The organism is Thermococcus sp. Bubb.Bath (assembly GCF_012027595.1).
GTDB lineage: Archaea > Methanobacteriota_B > Thermococci > Thermococcales > Thermococcaceae > Thermococcus.
This window is the reverse complement of sequence record NZ_SNUR01000001.1, coordinates 800,427-815,306: the sequence shown is the minus strand read 5'-3', so window position 1 is coordinate 815,306 and position 14,880 is coordinate 800,427. Positions and strand designations below refer to the sequence as shown.

Genomic DNA, 14,880 nt, shown 5'->3' with positions numbered 1-14,880 from the left:
CTACCCTTGACCTTTGGCTTTCTTTGATTTTTCTGCCCACTCTGTCGTCATTTTATTTTCAATACAGTACCTGGACGTCTCTGTAAGGCTCACCGGGTATATAAATGGGCATGACAATTGGCGAAGATTCTTGGAAAATTCGTCAATATATCTAAAATTTTCTGGGAAATTTTTTAAATACTAGAACAACCTTGGGAGAGAGCGCTTTGGAGGTGAAAATATGACGGACTTTAGCGTGCTATCCCTGCTACCGCCCCTGGTGGCGATTGTACTAGCGATATGGACGAAGAGGGTCATACTGGCCCTCTTTGCAGGGGTATGGACCGGTGGGGTAATGGTCGCAGGGGGAAACCCAATAACGGGTACAACCCAGACGATAGACTGGATCGTTAAAAACGCCATAGACGATTGGAACGTGAAGATCCTGCTCTTTGACTTCCTGATTGGGGCAGGAGTGGGGCTGATCTACAAGTCTGGAAGCGCTCACGCCATCGGGCGGGCGCTGGCAAGCAGGGTGAGGACGAGCAGGGGCGCGGCGGTTATGGGCTGGCTGCTGGGCGTTCTCATCTTTTTTGACGACTACACCAACACGATCATCGTAGGCAACACCATGAGGCCGATAACGGACAGGGCACGTGTCTCAAGGGAGATGCTGGCTTACATCGACGACTCCACCGCGGCACCGGTAGCCGGCCTCGCCGTTGTCTCAACGTGGATAGGTTACGAGGTCGGTCTTATTGGGGACGCCTTCAAGGACCTCAAAGTTGACTACGGCGCCTACGTCGCCTGGATGCACAGCGTTCCCTACAGGTTCTACTCGATTCTTGCGATAATCCTGGTGTTCATCGTGGCCTATACCCACAGGCACTACGGCCCGATGCTCCACGCCGAGTACCGCGCGAGGACAACGGGAAAAGTTCTCCGCGACGGGGCGAAGCCGCTGATGACGACTGAAGTCGACCTCGGAATGCCGAAGGAAGAGGGGAGCGTCCACATCTTCATCTGGCCCATACTGACGCTGATCTTCGTGACCCTCTACGGCATGTGGTACACCGGCGGGGGAAGCGAGGCCTACGCCAAAGGGGGTCTCATGGAGGTTCTTGGAAACTCCGACTCAGCGCTGTCCCTCCTGTGGGGAAGCTTCGCCATGGTCGTGGTTGCCTTCACGCTTGTACTTGCGATGAAGAAGATGACGATTGAAGAGGCAGAAGACGCACTAGTAAGGGGAATGAAGCAGATGATCATAGCGAACACGATACTCCTCCTCGCGTGGAGCATCAAGAGCGCCACCGACGCGGTTGGAACTGCTCCGTACGTGGTGAACCTGGCTAAGAGCGCAGGTGTCAGCGGAAACTGGATACCCCTGATAGTCTTTCTGATAGCAATGTTCATATCCTTTACCACTGGAACCAGCTGGGGAACCTTCAGCATCATGCTCCCGATAGCCATCCCCCTCGCCTACGGGGTCACCGGAAGGGTGGGGCCTGATGTCTTCGCCAGCATCGGTGCCGTCTTCGCTGGAGGTATCTTCGGAGACCACTGCTCTCCGATAAGCGATACAACGATAATGAGCTCCATGTTCAGCGGTTCAGACCACATAGACCACGTGACGACCCAGGTGCCTTACGCCGTGACTGCGGCTTCCGTTGGGGTAATCCTGTACCTCCTGTTCGCTGTGGGAGTCCGGAGCTGGCTAATCCTGCTGCTTATAGGCATAGTCCTCCTCGTGGCAGCATGGTACATCCTCAGCGAGTGGTACGGCAAGAAGTATGGCATACCGCGCGGAAAGGTGCCGATATACGTTGTTGAAGACTAGAGAAAAATGGAGGTCAATTTTTTCTTTTGAAGGCCCCCTTCTGGTGGAAGGGGCCCCCAATCTATTTTTCACTTTGAAGCCAAGGCTGAGATGAGGCCTATTGAGAACCCCACCCATGCCAGTACGTAACCCACCCCTACGGTGAGGCTGCCCCGTATTCCAGCCCCTGGGGAGTACACCATGGGCAGCGTGAGGAGCACCATCCCAAGCAGTCCTACTCCGTGACCAATTCTACCCTTGAACAGTCCTACAACTGCCCCCAGGATTACCAGGGGAATACCTATTATTGGAAGTATGGATTCAACGGATGAGACTGACTCTACCTGAAGGGTCTTTACAGCACTCTCCTTAATGGCCAGCGGGTTGGAGTAAACCTTTTCCGCGATGCTCCAGAGGCTGAGTTCTCCGTTATCCTGTTTCGATGCTGAAAGGACGCCCATCCCCTGGGTGTTATCTGCTGTGAACCACGGCATCGTCATTGCCACGAGCACCAGCAACGCTGCCAGGAACGGTATCGGTTTCATTCTATCCCCTATTAATCCCACCACAGACCTCTTTATGAGCCTTTCGGCCGAAATTAATCTCCTATAGTTTTTAGAAAACTACCATACCTCTTAGTCCTCGGAAACCCTTTTAACTTAGCCACCTATGAGCGGTTGGGTGAGAATCATCGAGGGCATTAGAACTGCCGTACTTGAGTTGCTCTCAAAGTTCAGCACAGAGGAAGGAGAAGATGGTCGCTTTCCTCTTCAGTTAACGGGAGTCATGGTGGCCCATGGGAACAGGGCAGGCTACAACTTCTCCCTCTTCGACGTTACTGAGGATGAGATACTCTTGTCCGTTCAAATGGGCTCGGTGATTGTTTACCTTGGTTTTGAGGGCGAAGAAGAGCTCGACGAGGAAGAATACCCCGAGCTCGTGGAGGCCCTCCTGAGAGCAGTTATGCCGGAGGTCCGGGCGCTGGCATCAGCCGTTGAGAAGAGCAGCCTTAAAGGGCCCGAGATACTCTACGATCGCATGAGCACGGAGATGAGGGAGTTCGTCTACGATATCATCATGCGCCATCTTGAGGGGAAATCAGTCTACGATCAGGTTGAGGCCGCTTGAATTGCCTTTGCCTTATTCCTTTGGAGCTACTAACAATCCAAATCCAATTAATGAATAAAGGATTAAGAGTTAGGAAGTGTACTTTCCAATGATTTTCCTTGGGTAAAAGTCCAGGCTCGCCTTCGCCTGGGGGGTATCCATCCCGATGTTTATCCCGAGACTCATCAAATCTCTTGGACTCCTGACGTCCCACTTTTTCTCCGCGGAGCTGGTCAGGAACCTCGGCGTTGAGTACTTTCTAACGAGCTCCCACGTTTTGCTCATAAAGCGTAGAATCTGGGCCCCATCGTAAGGCGTCGCATGTAAGAGTGGGGACAGGGAAAAACCTATCGCCACGTCCTTTCTGGCGGCCATCCTGGCCAGCACGTGGTCGATGCCTGGGTCTTTCCTCCCAAGCCAGGGGCTGATAACTGCGTCGGCCCCGTTCTCGATAGCCACCCTGTTCACCCGCAGGTCTCCTCCCTGGACGTAGAGAGGGAAGCTTGGGAACCTCTTCCTAACATCGCGAACAAGGCTGGGCTTTTTAGTAACGAGGAGGATTGCCACGCGCTTGTACTCCCTCCGCAGTTCCCGCAGTTCTTCCTTGAGTGGCCCCCACTCAGGTTCCTCGCGGAGGACCAGCTTCTTTGAGAAGACGACCTCGTCGAACCACTCCATTGCAGTTTCGTATGCCTCAGGGCTCCTAACATCCATCTCCACGTACTTAGCCCGTGAGAAGTGGAGTTCCTCCGTTTCCTCGACCGTCATTCCTCCAGCCACTCCCTAACGTCCTCCACAACGGCCTCCTTTTTCATCGGAAAAGCCTTGACCTTTATCCTTATCTGTACAACGTCTGCCCCCTCATCGAGCTTCACTTCGCTGAGATATGCTTTCTGCTTGTTGAATCGGAGGTAGAGCGTCCCCTCCTCATCAACCTTCTCGTCGAGGTGCTCTAGGATGTAGTTCCTGTCCTCATCGCTCAGGAGTTCCTTGAGGTTCTCCAAAAACACTCTAACGGCCCGGCTCCTCTTTATCTCAGCGTTGACGACCTTTATGGGGTTCCCGAAGTATCCCTTTGTCTCGTTGACATCGAGGTATATGTCATCTTCATCGATCTCATCCGGTATGAACGTGGCTATGGCGTCGAGAACCTTATCCTCGTCCTCGGTCGCCTGGATGAAGGTGGTTATCCTCACGTGGTGAGCCCTCATTTTTATCCCCACACTCGTTCAACCGAGCCTTTTAAAAACCATCGCCCGGAGGGGAGTTCATGCTGGCGGTTGTGCTCGCGTTTCCCGGCAGGTTCATACACCCCCTCACTCCTGTCAATGACGTTCCAATGGTCAAGATCGTCGAGGAGAGGCTCCTCCGAGCCAAGAGGATAGATGATGCCCTGACGGTGGTTCCGGTAGGGCAGGTGAAGAAGTACTCCCTCCACGTCCGCTCTCCTGTTGGTGTAAGGTCAAAGAACGACGTGGAGGTCCTTTTACGTGTCCTCCCCCCCGCGGGGGGTATCTTTCTGGCCAACGGCAGGATGCCACTGATAATGCCCTTCTTGGTGGACTACCTCTCCACCCTCTACCCGGAGAACGGCCCCGATGCGTTGATACCGCGCTGGGCGGACGGCAGTCTCGAAGTCACCCATGCCTTCTATGACGTGGATGCACTCTCCGATACCCTGGAAACGTGTATGGCAGAGGGGGAGAAGAGGCTTTCCTGCATCGGTGATTACATGGACTACGAGCCCGTGGATATAGAGCCCCTCTCCGCCAGGAACCCGAAGGTTGCGCTCAGCTTCCTGCGGGTTAGGAACTCCCTCGACCTGAGGTTCGCTGAGGAGAACCTTAGAAGGGGATTGTAGTCTTCCTCATCCTCATCGCTATTAACGCCGCCACGATAACTTTGATGGTGTCAATAGGGAGGAAAGGTATCACCCCCACCTCCAGCGCCTTTTCCGGGCTGTTGAGGAGGAGAACGAGCCTCCCCCACCCCAGGAGATACACTGCACCAATCGCGAGAAAGCCCGTTATTAAGTAGGCAGAGAGTCGTTTTTTACCCACTGAAAGTCCAGCAACGGCAGCAGCTATCGGAAAAGCTATGAGGTAACCTCCAGTTGGCCCGTAGAATGCGGATATTCCGCCGGTGAATTTGGCGAAGACCGGGAGACCGAGGGCTCCCGCGGAGAGGTAGACGACCTGGCTCAAGAACCCCCTCTTAACACCGAGGAGGAATCCGCTGAGAACTATGAAAAGGATCTGTAGTGTAATCGGCACCTGTCCTATCGGGACGCTTATCCATGCTCCTATCGCCGTTAACGCCCCAAAAACCGAGGCGTAGCTTATGTCATCCACGTCTATATTCAATCCCAAACCTCCCACCTGAAATCGGATGACGTTAACTTTTAAAATGTTTTAGGTTAACGAGTTTCATGAGGCCCCTGAAGGACAGTCCAGCAAAGAGGAGGATACTCAGTCTTCTCCGTGAAAGGGAAATTGTCAGTGGGGAGACCCTTGGGGAAGAGCTCGGAGTATCGAGAACCGCCGTGTGGAAGCACATCGAGGAGCTCAAAAGGCTCGAATACGGGATATCTTCTACACCCTCAGGCTACAAGCTCGTTCACGACCCCCGCATTCCTTATCCGTGGGAACTTGAGGTTGAGGCGCTCTATTACCGCGTTACTAAATCCACAATGGACGAGGCAAGAAAACTGGCGGAGAAAGGGGTCCCTTCTGGTCTCTTCGTGATAGCAGGCGAGCAGAGGAGCGGAAAGGGGCGGAGGGGAAGGAGCTGGCACTCCCCTCCAGGTGGTCTCTACTTCTCGCTGATACTTCGACCTGAGATACCAATGGATGAACTGTGGAAGGTTGAGGAGTCTTCCACGAGGGCTATAGTTGGGTTCCTTGGAACACTTGGAATCGAAGCAAAGGCCTCCGGGAGCGGTGTCTTTGTGAATAATAAAAAGATTGGAGGAATCCTCACCGAAGCCTACGGGGAGCTTGAGGCCGTTAACTTTGCAATCCTTGGGGTGGGTCTCAACGTTAACAATCCTGCTCCCCCGGGTGGGATATCTCTCTCCGCCGAACTCGGCCGGGAACTTGGACTTCTTGATGTAACTGAGGGACTCTTTGGAACACTCCTATCAGAGCTTTCCTGGGCGGTGAGAGGGTGATTGAGTTTATTGATGTCTGTTACCGTTATCCCAACGGAACTGTTGCTCTCCGCGATGTGTCCCTCAAGATTGGAAAGGGTGTAATGGCGATTGTGGGGCCCAACGGGAGTGGAAAAACCACCCTTGCTCTCCATATGAATGGAATTCTTAAACCGAGTAGCGGAAAGGTCCTCGTCGATGGAGTTGATACCAGGAATACGCCCGTGTCTAAGCTGAGCCAAATCGTCGGGTACGTCTTTCAAAACCCTGAGAGGATGTTCTTTGAGGATACCGTGTTCCGGGAGGTTGTCTTTGGGCCATCAAACCTCGGACTGCCTAAAGAGGAAGTTCAGAGAAGGGGAAAACGGGCCCTTGCCTCCGTTGGGCTTGAAGGCTATGAGGAGAGGAACCCACTCTCCTTAAGTGGTGGGGAGCAGAAAAGGCTGGCGATAGCCTCAATCCTTGCCATGGAGCCCGAATACATCGTGATGGACGAACCCATGGCGGGCCTTGATTGGTGGGGCAAACTCGATGTGGTCAAAACCCTCCAAGAGGTTGCGAGGGAGGGTAAGGGAGTTGTCATCTTAACCCATGATATGGAGCTTGTCATGAGGCTCGCGGAAAAGGTTGTTCTCATGGATGTGGGGAGGGTGGCCTTTGATGGAAACGTGGAGGATTTTCTAAACTTGAAGCTTGAAAAGTACGGTCTCCGGACCCCTGAAATCGTAAGGCTCTCCAGATGGTTTGGAGTTAGTCCTGTGAGAACCGTGGAGGAGCTGATAAATCTCATTGGTGATGGGGAGGATGAACGGGTTCCCAAGTAATCTCCATCCCGCCACGAAGCTGGTCTGTGCCTTAGCTGTATCCGCTGCCACCCCTCTTCTAGGGGTTAGGGGACTGCTCCTCATGCCCGGTGTCCTTATTTTCGCTTCTCTACTTGGCGATGTTGGCTTGGCTGGCTATCGGAGGGCTCTTCGGTCAATAATTTTTCTTCTAATGATGGCGGGAGCGGTGGGGCTCTTCGCGGAGGGTCTAAGCTACGAAGGTCTTTTGAATGCGCTGGTTTATTTTTTGAGGTTCTTTCTCCTTTTTCTGCCTTTCTGGATGTTAATGGAGACCACCGACACCGGTGAACTCAGGGACGCCCTCATGGGCCTGAATCTTCCCCACTGGCTGGTGGTTTCAATTTTCCTGTTGCTGAAGAACGTCCAGGAGGGCAGTAGGGTTCTTCGCGAGGTTAAAACCTCCCAGATATCGAGGGGGGCAAGCCTTGATAGAGGCAACTTCGTAACCCGACTCTGGAACTCACGGACACTGGTAGTGCCCTTGTTCGTTTGGGGGCTGGTGCGTTCGCAGAGGCTATCAATAGCCCTTCAGAGCAGGGGATTCTCCTTAGATACGAGACCTACCCAAATATCTAAAATGAAGCTCGGGAGAAACGATATTCTGGTAATAATACTGATGCTGCTCCTCCTTGTGATGGCTGTTAATCTTGGATAGAAAAGCGGAGAATTGAAAAGGAAGGGAATTCACTTGGTTTTCCCATTGTTGGCCCTTATGCTGGGCCTGACCTTCTCGGCACCCTTACCCTTGTTGAGCAGTCCCCTGCTCCTCTTTCCAGCGCTGGTCAGTCCACGGAAGACCCTACCCTTGTGGGCCTTTCCGGCTATCCAGGCTATCTTCGGGTCGTTCTTTATGGCCGGGTGGTGCGGGTCAACGAGAATGACCTCAAACCACTTGTACATACCGTCCTCGCCGACCCAGTAGGAGTTGAGAACCTCGAGGTTCGGGTACTTCCTGGCCGCCTTCTCCTCGGCTATCCACTGGAGGCTCTTCTTCGGGGAGTACTTGACCTGACCCATCTTGCTCGGCTTTCTTCCGCCTTTCCACCTGGGCCTCTTTCTTCCGCCCTTCCTAACGCGGACGCGGGCTATGACGTAGCCCTGCTTGGCCTGGTAGCCGAGTGAGCGGGCGCGATCGAGCCTCGTCGGCCTCTCAGCGCGCACTACAACCGGGTCCCTTCTCCACTGGACCAGTCTCCTCTTTATAAGTTCGCCAACGTAGCTCTTCTTTGGGCTTTTCCAGGCTTCTCTAATGTACTTGTACATGCTCATCCTGCTCACCTTCCTCGTTTGTGGTTCTCCCTTCCGGGAACATCCCGCGGGTCTGCCCCGCCACTCGCATCGGGTTCGGGGGTCAGTTTTTAAGGGTTATGGTCTGTGAATCCGAAAGATTCCTGTGTGGTTTGCCATTTTTTCTAGCTCTGTGAGGGAAATCAGCTTGTAGTCCTTCTCGGGGGAGGGCTGGATGAATACCATGGAGGCGTTGTTTGTGAACTGCCATGTCCCCAGGAGCTTGAAGTAGACGTCCCCCTTGTCCTCCGAGGTTGTTCCAATCCATATCGACACGGAGAGCATCTCCATTTTCTGGTTGAATTGGAGCTTCAGGGTTCCGGTTTCCATGCCCCCACTGCAGTTTGGTGGGACGTTTTTTCTGGTGAGGTACTGGTACGCCTTTGAGTCCAGTTCGTAGACATCCACCTGGCCGAGTTCGTTGGTCTGATACGTGAAAGCAACTGCACAGTCACTCAGTATGGGGCCCTCCACATAGTACGTCCCGTTTACCTCCGGCTCCTTTGAGAGGCCGCTGACGAACGTGATGTTCTCAAGCCGGGGAGGGGCGGGACTAGCCCTCTCAAGGATGTTCCCCATAAACACCCCCACGAAGGCCACGGCGATGAAAAACGCGAGCGCAATGGTAGCTACTTTTCTCTCCATCTCACCACCAGTTAAAATAATCCGCGTTTGGATTAAATATACTTTACGTTCTTTTCCTTGAGATCATCGCCCTTAAGGTGGGGAGGCCAAAGCCCCCAAAGGATTAAAAAGAACGCCGAATAACATTCCTAGGTGGTACCATGGACGTGCTAACATCGCTTATCTTCTTCGCTTACACGCCCGCGCTCATCCTGCTCTGGTACTTCTATCATGAGGATCGCCTTGAGCCCGAGCCCAAGCGCTACGTCATAGCGACGTTCCTTCTCGGGGCCACACTATCCGTGGGCGTCGCTTTCATCCTTGAGTGGCTTCTGACCCCGCGCTGGGGCTCGGTTCACTACTTCCTCCCGGGAACAATTTTCTACATGGCCCTCGTTGCTGGAGTGGTGGAGGAACCCTCAAAGGCCCTCGCGATTCTCTTCCCCTACCACGCCGGGCAGATGGATGGCATAATGGATGGCGTCGTCTACGGCGTCGCAGCCGGCCTCGGCTTTGCCGCCACCGAGAACTTCCTCTACGGGCTGGGCTACGGTGTGAACGTTACCATAATGAGGGCTTTTCTGACCCCGTTCGCCCACGGCACGTGGAGCGCCATAGTCGGCGTTGGTTACGGTCTAACCTCCGAGGGCAAGGCGGACTCCGCTGGCAGCTTCCTTGTCACAGCCATGTTCCTCCACTTCCTCTGGGATTACTTCGCCTTCCTCAGCAGTACAATTCCGGCATACAACATCATCCTCATCCTCCTGCTCTTCGTCAACGTGGCCATACTCCGCTACCTCCTCATTCTTGGGAAGGCCGAGGACGAGAGCAAGAGGTGGTACTATGCCCTTAAGAACACGTGGAGGTGGTGATGATGGAGGACATAAAGAGACTCATTGAGGACGCTCTTTTCGATGTTAGGCCCTACGTGGAGTACTACGATGAACTCCGGAAACTCGTCGAGTCTCTCCTCGGAGAATGCCCCGACGTTGAATCTCTCATGGAGAAGCTTGAGGAGAAGGCGGCGACGGAGGGTGAGCCCTTCAAGACCGACATCAAGATACTCCTCCAACGTCTTGAGGCCTCTTTCTGACTTCTCCGTTTTCATTGTCTGTTTTCTTGTCCCCAAATTACTTTTTCTTAGAAGCCCCTGAAAAGGAACATGAAAGCAATCGCGAGAATTGGAAAATGAGGAGAAGCTGGGACGTTACTCTATCTTTGCCCCGCAGACCGGGCAGAACTTCGCCCCTTCAGGAACTATGTGGCCGTTCGGACAGCGCTTTATCTCGTGACCGCAGTAGGGGCAGAACTTCGCTCCCGGTGGAATGGGCTTGCCGCAGTAGGGGCATATCTCCTGTTGCTGGGCTTGGGGTTGGGCTTGCTGCTGTGTCTGAGCAGGCTGGGTCCCCTGCGCCGCTGGTGACCCACCGTAACCTGCCGGAGGAACACCACCACCCGCGTATGGCTGAGCGGGCTGGGCAGGAGGCTGCATCAACTGTGGGATGAGAACCATTCCAGTACCGACAGAGGCGCTTCCGCTCTTTCCGAGCTCAGCCGCCACCTGTTTGGCAGTATCCATCTGCATGACGGTTTGAGCATTGCCCGTCTGCATTATCCAGAAGAGCCTCTGGCGCCACTCGTCAGTCGTGTTCACTCCCTCTATCTTTACATCGACGAGCTCGAGGCCCAGCCTCCTGAAGTCCTCCATGAGCTTGACCTTGACCTGCGTGCTTACCATGTCGAGGTTCTGGAAGAGGTCGACGATAGAGTAGGAGCTGAGGTGCTTCATCATTCCCTCATTGAAGTAGGCGCGGATGAACTTGGTGACGTCGCTCGTGTCGTAGAGGCTCTGGCCGCCTACGACCTCGGTCATGAACTGAACGGGGTCAGCCGCTTTGAACCAGTAGACGCCATAGTATTTTATGGGAGCGAGCTCCCTCGTCTGTGTCTCGCCTCCGTACCTTCCCTGGAACTCCTTCATGCTGACGAAGATCACCGTCGCTTTAAACGGACTGTTGCTCCCGCCAACGAGCTTGTAGAGAAGTGGGAGGTTCTGGGTTGTCAGCGTGTGCCTGCCCGGCCCAAAGACGTCGTAGACTTTGCCGTCGCGCATGAAGACCGCTACCTCGTACTCGTGAACTATGAGCTGGGCGCCCCACTTTATGACCTCGTTCGGGTACCTCCAGATTATCTCGTCCTCCCCTGGATTGACCCACTCAATAACCTGCACCATATCACTCACCTCTCAGTATTGCGCTCCTTCCTTCGAGGACTTCCTCAAGGTTCCTCAGCACCTCGTCGAGGGCGAAGACCTCCCCTCCGAGCCTCGAAGGATCGGCGACGGCTCCGGAGATTGCCCCTGCCTTCTCCCTGATCCCCTCGGCCAGCTCTATCATCTTCGCGTCGTACTCGATGAGCTTCTCAAGCTCCTTCTCCTTTATCTTCACCCGGTCAAAGTAGCCAGCGTAGCCAGCTTCAGCGTGCTTGATCTTCCCCTCGAGCATAACGAGCCTCTTCCTCATGTCCTCTATCCCCATGAGCATGTTGCAGTTTACCATTGCGCACCTCTGGAGTGCCCTTTCAAGCTCCCTCCTCGCCCCTGCGAGTATCTCAGCGGCCTTCGCCCTCACGAGCCTGTCGTCCTCCCTCATCAGCTCCTTCTTTTTGTAGCCGTGGAAGCCGGGAACGACGAGCTCAAGCTTTTCCCATATCGAAGTTTCCTTCCCCATAATATCACCTCAAACGGGCATGAAGTAAGTGTTGCCCTTCTTTATCCCCATAACCTCACTAACAACCCTCTTGCCGACCGAACCTTTTGAGAAGACCCCTGCGGCTCCGGCCCCTCCACCGACGAGGCCGCCGATGAGTCCCCAAACTGTTCCGGCGTAGGCGGAGGCTATCAGTCCAAGCACAGCTCCTACACCTATCAGCCCGATGCCGAGGAGCGTCGCCCTCTTCCTCGCCTCGCTCATTAGAGGATACTCAGCCCTTATCACCCTTCCATCGGTTCCATCGACGAAGTTGATGAAGTTCCCCCCGTTGTATTCGTAGTGGACCTCCCAGACGGGGTAGTGTACAAGACCCTGAAAGACAACTTCGAGCTCAAATTCACCTGTTCTGGCACTTTCCTCCCTTGCCTCCTGCTGTAAAGCCGTAGTTATGTGGGAGCGCGCTATCTCCTCCGCCCCCTCCCTCGGCATCTCCGGCTCGTAGTACTTCCCCTTCTTCACTATGGCCTCGTCAAAGAACCTCTTGCCCCTGACTGGGAACGGGTAGTTCATCAGGAGGGTCTTAAAGGGCGAACCGGCTGGAATTCCGAGGAAGCGGACTTCTTCAACGGTCTCCTTGTACTTGTCCTTCCCGTGGAGGTAGAAGAAGTAAACCGGAACCCAGTGGAGCTCTTTCTTCGTTACTCTCACGTCCACTATGTCGGCTGGGGCACCGTACTGCCTTGAGAGGAACTTGAGGAGCTTCCCAGCGGGGTCTTCCCTCATCGGCGGGAAGAAGAAGTGCTCCCCAACTTTCTCGCCACTCCCGACCTTGAAAGTAGCGCCGCAGTAGGGGCAGGTCGCGACCGTGACAGTGTTGGGAACCTTGAAAGTAGCTGAGCAGACAGGGCATGTTACCTCCATCAGATCACCCCCAGGGAGCCTTCCCTCTCGACCCTCTGCCCTTTGAGGGCCTTACCTCCTGCGACCCAGCCGAGGGCAGCTCCGCCCACCATCGCAAGTATCCCAAAGATGGGCGACACTGAAATAAAAGCCCCGCCGAAGGCAGCTATCAATGCCCCAACTCCTGTCCCGGCCAGGTACTCCGCCCTCCTGAAGAGGTTCATTGGTTCTGTCGAAGCGACTGCCTTGCCGTCCCAGCCCGCGAAGACCGTCTGGAATATTGAGTTCCCGTACTTGTAGTAGACCACCCACATCGGAAGGAGGAGGAGCCTGACATCCTCCGGTTCCGAGGCGTGTATGTCAAAGCGCTCTATCCTGTCGGATTTCGCCAGAAAGCGGTTCCTTATCACGTCCACAGCGTCTTCCCTCATCATGAGCTTCGCGTGCAGTTCGTCCATCTCCGTGTTGAGGATTTCGAGCTTGATTTTGCCCCATCTCTCCTCATCGAGGTTGAGGAGTTTGGTCTCCTCCGGCCTGCTCTTCGAGAAGTGCTTTATCGTATCCTCAACGCCGAGGCTCTTGATCTGCCTTCTCGCCGAGCCGAGGAGCGATAGGTTCTCGTTCACCCCCTCCGTGTAGTGCCTCTCAACGGTGTGGCAGTGGGTGTTGCCCTTTGAATCGGTGTGGCACTCCTCCTCGCGCTTCATGTACTTCACCGTCCCCTCGACGTGCACTTTTCCCGCCCAGTAGGGAGCGTAGTGTCCCTCGATATCGACTATCTCGATATCGTCCTTTATCCTCCTCAGATCGAAGTCCTTCTCGACCCTCTTCCAGAATGATTGAGCTATCGCGTTCTTGTCTAGGGAGGGGATTATATGGATGTTCTCCGTCTTTATGTTGCCGCTTATGTGGTTCGGAAAGCCGCAGTAGGGACAGACCGCTATTATCGTCTCGGGAGAAACCTCAAGCGGTGCCCCACAGCGCTCACACCTAAATGTAGACTCCTCCATGTTAACCACTCCTATGGTTAGTAAAGAACTTTGAAGTTTTTAAGGGTTATTTGAGAGAAAAACTGAGACGTTAAGGTGGACATTAAAATATCAGATAAGGCTCTTGACAAGTTCCACAAGCTCCCGCAGGGTCTTCACGTAGTAGTCCGCTCCATCCGCCTTTCCAAACCTGAGCACGTTTACGGCCTTTACCCCCGCCCCGTGGGCAGCTATGATATCGTTTGAGCTGTCTCCCACAACGAGAGCCTCATCCGGTCGAAGATTGAGCCTTTCAAGGGCCTTCTGGATTAAATAGGGGCTGGGCTTCACGCCGTCCAGATTCGAGTAGTCCTTCCCGAGGATAATATCGAAGTACTTATCGAGCTCAAAAGCCCTCAGAACGAGAAGGGTGTTCTCAAGGGAAGCGTTGCTCACTGCCGCGAGCTTCAGGTTCAGCTTTTTGAGCTCTCCGAGCGCTGAAACGTCTGGAAAGGCCTTTATCTTCCCTTCGGCGAGCATCTTCTTTCTGTACCTATTGTTCACCGCGTCAATGATTTTCCACAGCTCCACCGGGTTTATTCCGACTTTTCTCACGTAAGTCCTTGGAAGCTCCAGGCGGGCGGTTTTGGAGTAGAGCCCGTAGTCCAGGCTTATGCCGTGTCTCTCAAGCTCCGGTCTTACCCACTCCTCGAACCACCTCTTCGGGTCGTAGCCCTCGTAATAAACGAGGGTCTCATCAACGTCGAAGATAACTCCCCTCAACATTCCAGCTCACCGAGCTTGTCCCTGATCTCAACAGGGAGGCTCTCATAGACCTCTTCAGGGCCCTTATTAAATCTTTCAGCTCTTTGGCAGTCAGCGTCGTGGTCTTTGGGCCAATTTCAAGGATGAGGGCGTCGTACTCCTCGGGGGAGATCTCCTTAAGCTCGTCCAAGTGCTCACCTTTCCTTGGTATGACGTTGACTTCGCCTATCATCCTGCCCCTCCTTATGTGGGCCTCTTTCTCCTCTATTGGAACTTCCTTGGGACAGTCGTAGCGCTCAACGAATATCTTGATGTCTATCACTGGGGTTCCATCAATGGCATCAATCCAGTCTATGTAGAGCCTGTTGCCTTTTATCCCATGTATCCGAACGGTGTAGAGGGCTATCGGGTTTGGTCTGTAGGGGGAACGCGTCGCGAAGACCCCGGTTAACGGGTTCTCTGGGTTGCCGTAGGGGTGGACCTTGAGAACCTTTCTCCTAGCTGGGGTGTCACTCTCGTGGAACCAGAGGACGAGCTTTACCCAATCCCCCTCATGTAGGCCGTCCATGGCCTCCCTGAACTCCGGGAAGATTTCAATGAACGTTTCGTGGAGTTCTTCGTCCTTTCTCACGTAGCCGACTGGAACCAGTTTAAGGGCTTCAAACTCCATGTTCAATCCCCCGATAAATGTGTACCGCAAAACTTTAAAACTTCTTCTGGGACTACACTC

The 14,880-nt window shown here is 54.1% G+C and carries 19 protein-coding genes and 1 pseudogene; 8 read left to right on the top strand and 12 right to left on the bottom strand.

Annotated features, from left to right (window positions below):
* The first annotated feature begins 220 nt into the window (after positions 1 to 220).
* A complete protein-coding gene (locus E3E29_RS04585) occupies positions 221 to 1,816 on the top strand; it encodes a Na+/H+ antiporter NhaC family protein (RefSeq protein ID WP_167909652.1) in 1,596 nt (531 codons plus the stop codon).
* Positions 1,817 to 1,884: 68 nt separating this feature from the next.
* On the opposite strand, the gene E3E29_RS04580 is transcribed toward E3E29_RS04585, so the two are convergent.
* The gene (locus E3E29_RS04580) at positions 1,885 to 2,340 is read right to left on the bottom strand and encodes a LuxR family transcriptional regulator (protein WP_167909651.1); all 456 of its coding nucleotides are present in this window, start codon (positions 2,338 to 2,340) and stop codon (positions 1,885 to 1,887) included.
* A 136-nt stretch (positions 2,341 to 2,476) separates the two neighbouring features.
* Here E3E29_RS04580 and E3E29_RS04575 point away from each other — a divergent pair, with 136 nt between their 5' ends.
* Positions 2,477 to 2,923 carry a hypothetical protein gene (locus E3E29_RS04575; RefSeq protein ID WP_342764663.1) on the top strand — a complete coding sequence of 149 codons (447 nt, stop codon included), beginning with the start codon at positions 2,477 to 2,479 and terminating at the stop codon, positions 2,921 to 2,923.
* A 69-nt stretch (positions 2,924 to 2,992) separates the two neighbouring features.
* Here the strand turns inward: E3E29_RS04575 and E3E29_RS04570 are convergent, their stop codons facing one another.
* Positions 2,993 to 3,670: a Ribonuclease P protein component 3 gene (locus E3E29_RS04570; RefSeq protein WP_167909912.1), complete on the bottom strand. Its 678-nt coding sequence runs from the start codon at positions 3,668 to 3,670 to the stop codon at positions 2,993 to 2,995.
* Positions 3,667 to 4,113 carry an RNA-binding protein gene (locus tag E3E29_RS04565; RefSeq protein ID WP_167909650.1) on the bottom strand — a complete coding sequence of 149 codons (447 nt, stop codon included), beginning with the start codon at positions 4,111 to 4,113 and terminating at the stop codon, positions 3,667 to 3,669. Before E3E29_RS04565 ends, E3E29_RS04570 begins: the two co-directional genes overlap by 4 nt.
* Positions 4,114 to 4,172: 59 nt before the next feature.
* On the opposite strand from E3E29_RS04565, the gene E3E29_RS04560 reads away from it, so the two are divergent.
* Positions 4,173 to 4,763 (top strand): molybdenum cofactor guanylyltransferase, encoded by a 591-nt coding sequence (locus tag E3E29_RS04560; RefSeq protein ID WP_167909649.1) that lies wholly within the window; start codon positions 4,173 to 4,175, stop codon positions 4,761 to 4,763.
* Here E3E29_RS04560 and E3E29_RS04555 read toward each other — a convergent pair.
* Positions 4,747 to 5,280, bottom strand: a complete 534-nt coding sequence (locus E3E29_RS04555) for a biotin transporter BioY (RefSeq protein WP_342764662.1) — start codon at positions 5,278 to 5,280, stop codon at positions 4,747 to 4,749. The two genes, E3E29_RS04560 and E3E29_RS04555, sit on opposite strands and share 17 nt — an antisense overlap.
* 50 nt (positions 5,281 to 5,330) lie before the next feature.
* Here E3E29_RS04555 and E3E29_RS04550 point away from each other — a divergent pair, with 50 nt between their 5' ends.
* The 3 genes from E3E29_RS04550 to E3E29_RS04540 are packed head-to-tail and all read left to right on the top strand — an operon-like array spanning position 5,331 to position 7,550.
* Positions 5,331 to 6,071: a biotin--[acetyl-CoA-carboxylase] ligase gene (locus E3E29_RS04550; RefSeq protein ID WP_167909648.1), complete on the top strand. Its 741-nt coding sequence runs from the start codon at positions 5,331 to 5,333 to the stop codon at positions 6,069 to 6,071.
* Entirely contained in the window at positions 6,068 to 6,874 is an 807-nt protein-coding gene (locus E3E29_RS04545; protein ID WP_167909647.1) for an ABC transporter ATP-binding protein, read from the top strand. The genes E3E29_RS04550 and E3E29_RS04545 overlap by 4 nt, the downstream gene beginning before the upstream one ends.
* Complete coding sequence (locus tag E3E29_RS04540) at positions 6,846 to 7,550, top strand: energy-coupling factor transporter transmembrane protein EcfT (RefSeq protein ID WP_167909646.1); 705 nt, start codon at positions 6,846 to 6,848, stop codon at positions 7,548 to 7,550. The genes E3E29_RS04545 and E3E29_RS04540 overlap by 29 nt, the downstream gene beginning before the upstream one ends.
* Before the next feature lie 29 nt (positions 7,551 to 7,579).
* On the opposite strand, the gene E3E29_RS04535 is transcribed toward E3E29_RS04540, so the two are convergent.
* Both E3E29_RS04535 and E3E29_RS04530 read right to left on the bottom strand, forming a co-directional pair.
* Positions 7,580 to 8,164: a 50S ribosomal protein L15e gene (locus E3E29_RS04535; RefSeq protein ID WP_167909645.1), complete on the bottom strand. Its 585-nt coding sequence runs from the start codon at positions 8,162 to 8,164 to the stop codon at positions 7,580 to 7,582.
* 96 nt (positions 8,165 to 8,260) lie between these two features.
* Complete coding sequence (locus E3E29_RS04530; RefSeq protein ID WP_167909644.1) at positions 8,261 to 8,827, bottom strand: hypothetical protein; 567 nt, start codon at positions 8,825 to 8,827, stop codon at positions 8,261 to 8,263.
* A 140-nt stretch (positions 8,828 to 8,967) separates the two neighbouring features.
* Here E3E29_RS04530 and E3E29_RS04525 point away from each other — a divergent pair, with 140 nt between their 5' ends.
* A complete protein-coding gene (locus E3E29_RS04525) occupies positions 8,968 to 9,678 on the top strand; it encodes a PrsW family intramembrane metalloprotease (protein WP_167909643.1) in 711 nt (236 codons plus the stop codon).
* Positions 9,678 to 9,899 (top strand): hypothetical protein, encoded by a 222-nt coding sequence (locus E3E29_RS04520; RefSeq protein WP_240922779.1) that lies wholly within the window; start codon positions 9,678 to 9,680, stop codon positions 9,897 to 9,899. Before E3E29_RS04525 ends, E3E29_RS04520 begins: the two co-directional genes overlap by 1 nt.
* A 114-nt stretch (positions 9,900 to 10,013) precedes the next feature.
* Here the strand turns inward: E3E29_RS04520 and E3E29_RS04515 are convergent, their stop codons facing one another.
* The 6 genes and pseudogenes from E3E29_RS04515 to tsaA form a co-directional block, all read right to left on the bottom strand.
* Positions 10,014 to 11,039 (bottom strand): SPFH domain-containing protein, encoded by a 1,026-nt coding sequence (locus E3E29_RS04515; RefSeq protein WP_167909642.1) that lies wholly within the window; start codon positions 11,037 to 11,039, stop codon positions 10,014 to 10,016.
* Between the two features lies 1 nt (position 11,040).
* Positions 11,041 to 11,535 carry a hypothetical protein gene (locus E3E29_RS04510; RefSeq protein ID WP_167909641.1) on the bottom strand — a complete coding sequence of 165 codons (495 nt, stop codon included), beginning with the start codon at positions 11,533 to 11,535 and terminating at the stop codon, positions 11,041 to 11,043.
* Positions 11,536 to 11,544: 9 nt separating this feature from the next.
* Positions 11,545 to 12,438, bottom strand: a complete 894-nt coding sequence (locus E3E29_RS04505) for a hypothetical protein (RefSeq protein ID WP_167909640.1) — start codon at positions 12,436 to 12,438, stop codon at positions 11,545 to 11,547.
* Positions 12,438 to 13,427 carry a hypothetical protein gene (locus E3E29_RS04500; RefSeq protein ID WP_167909909.1) on the bottom strand — a complete coding sequence of 330 codons (990 nt, stop codon included), beginning with the start codon at positions 13,425 to 13,427 and terminating at the stop codon, positions 12,438 to 12,440. The genes E3E29_RS04505 and E3E29_RS04500 overlap by 1 nt, the downstream gene beginning before the upstream one ends.
* 90 nt (positions 13,428 to 13,517) lie before the next feature.
* On the bottom strand, positions 13,518 to 14,171 hold the full coding sequence (locus tag E3E29_RS04495; RefSeq protein ID WP_167909639.1) for an HAD family phosphatase: 654 nt from the start codon (positions 14,169 to 14,171) through the stop codon (positions 13,518 to 13,520).
* Positions 14,165 to 14,820, bottom strand: a pseudogene (tsaA, locus tag E3E29_RS04490) (tRNA (N6-threonylcarbamoyladenosine(37)-N6)-methyltransferase TrmO). The gene E3E29_RS04495 and the pseudogene tsaA overlap by 7 nt, the downstream one beginning before the upstream one ends.
* Between the last annotated feature and the right edge of the window lie 60 nt (positions 14,821 to 14,880).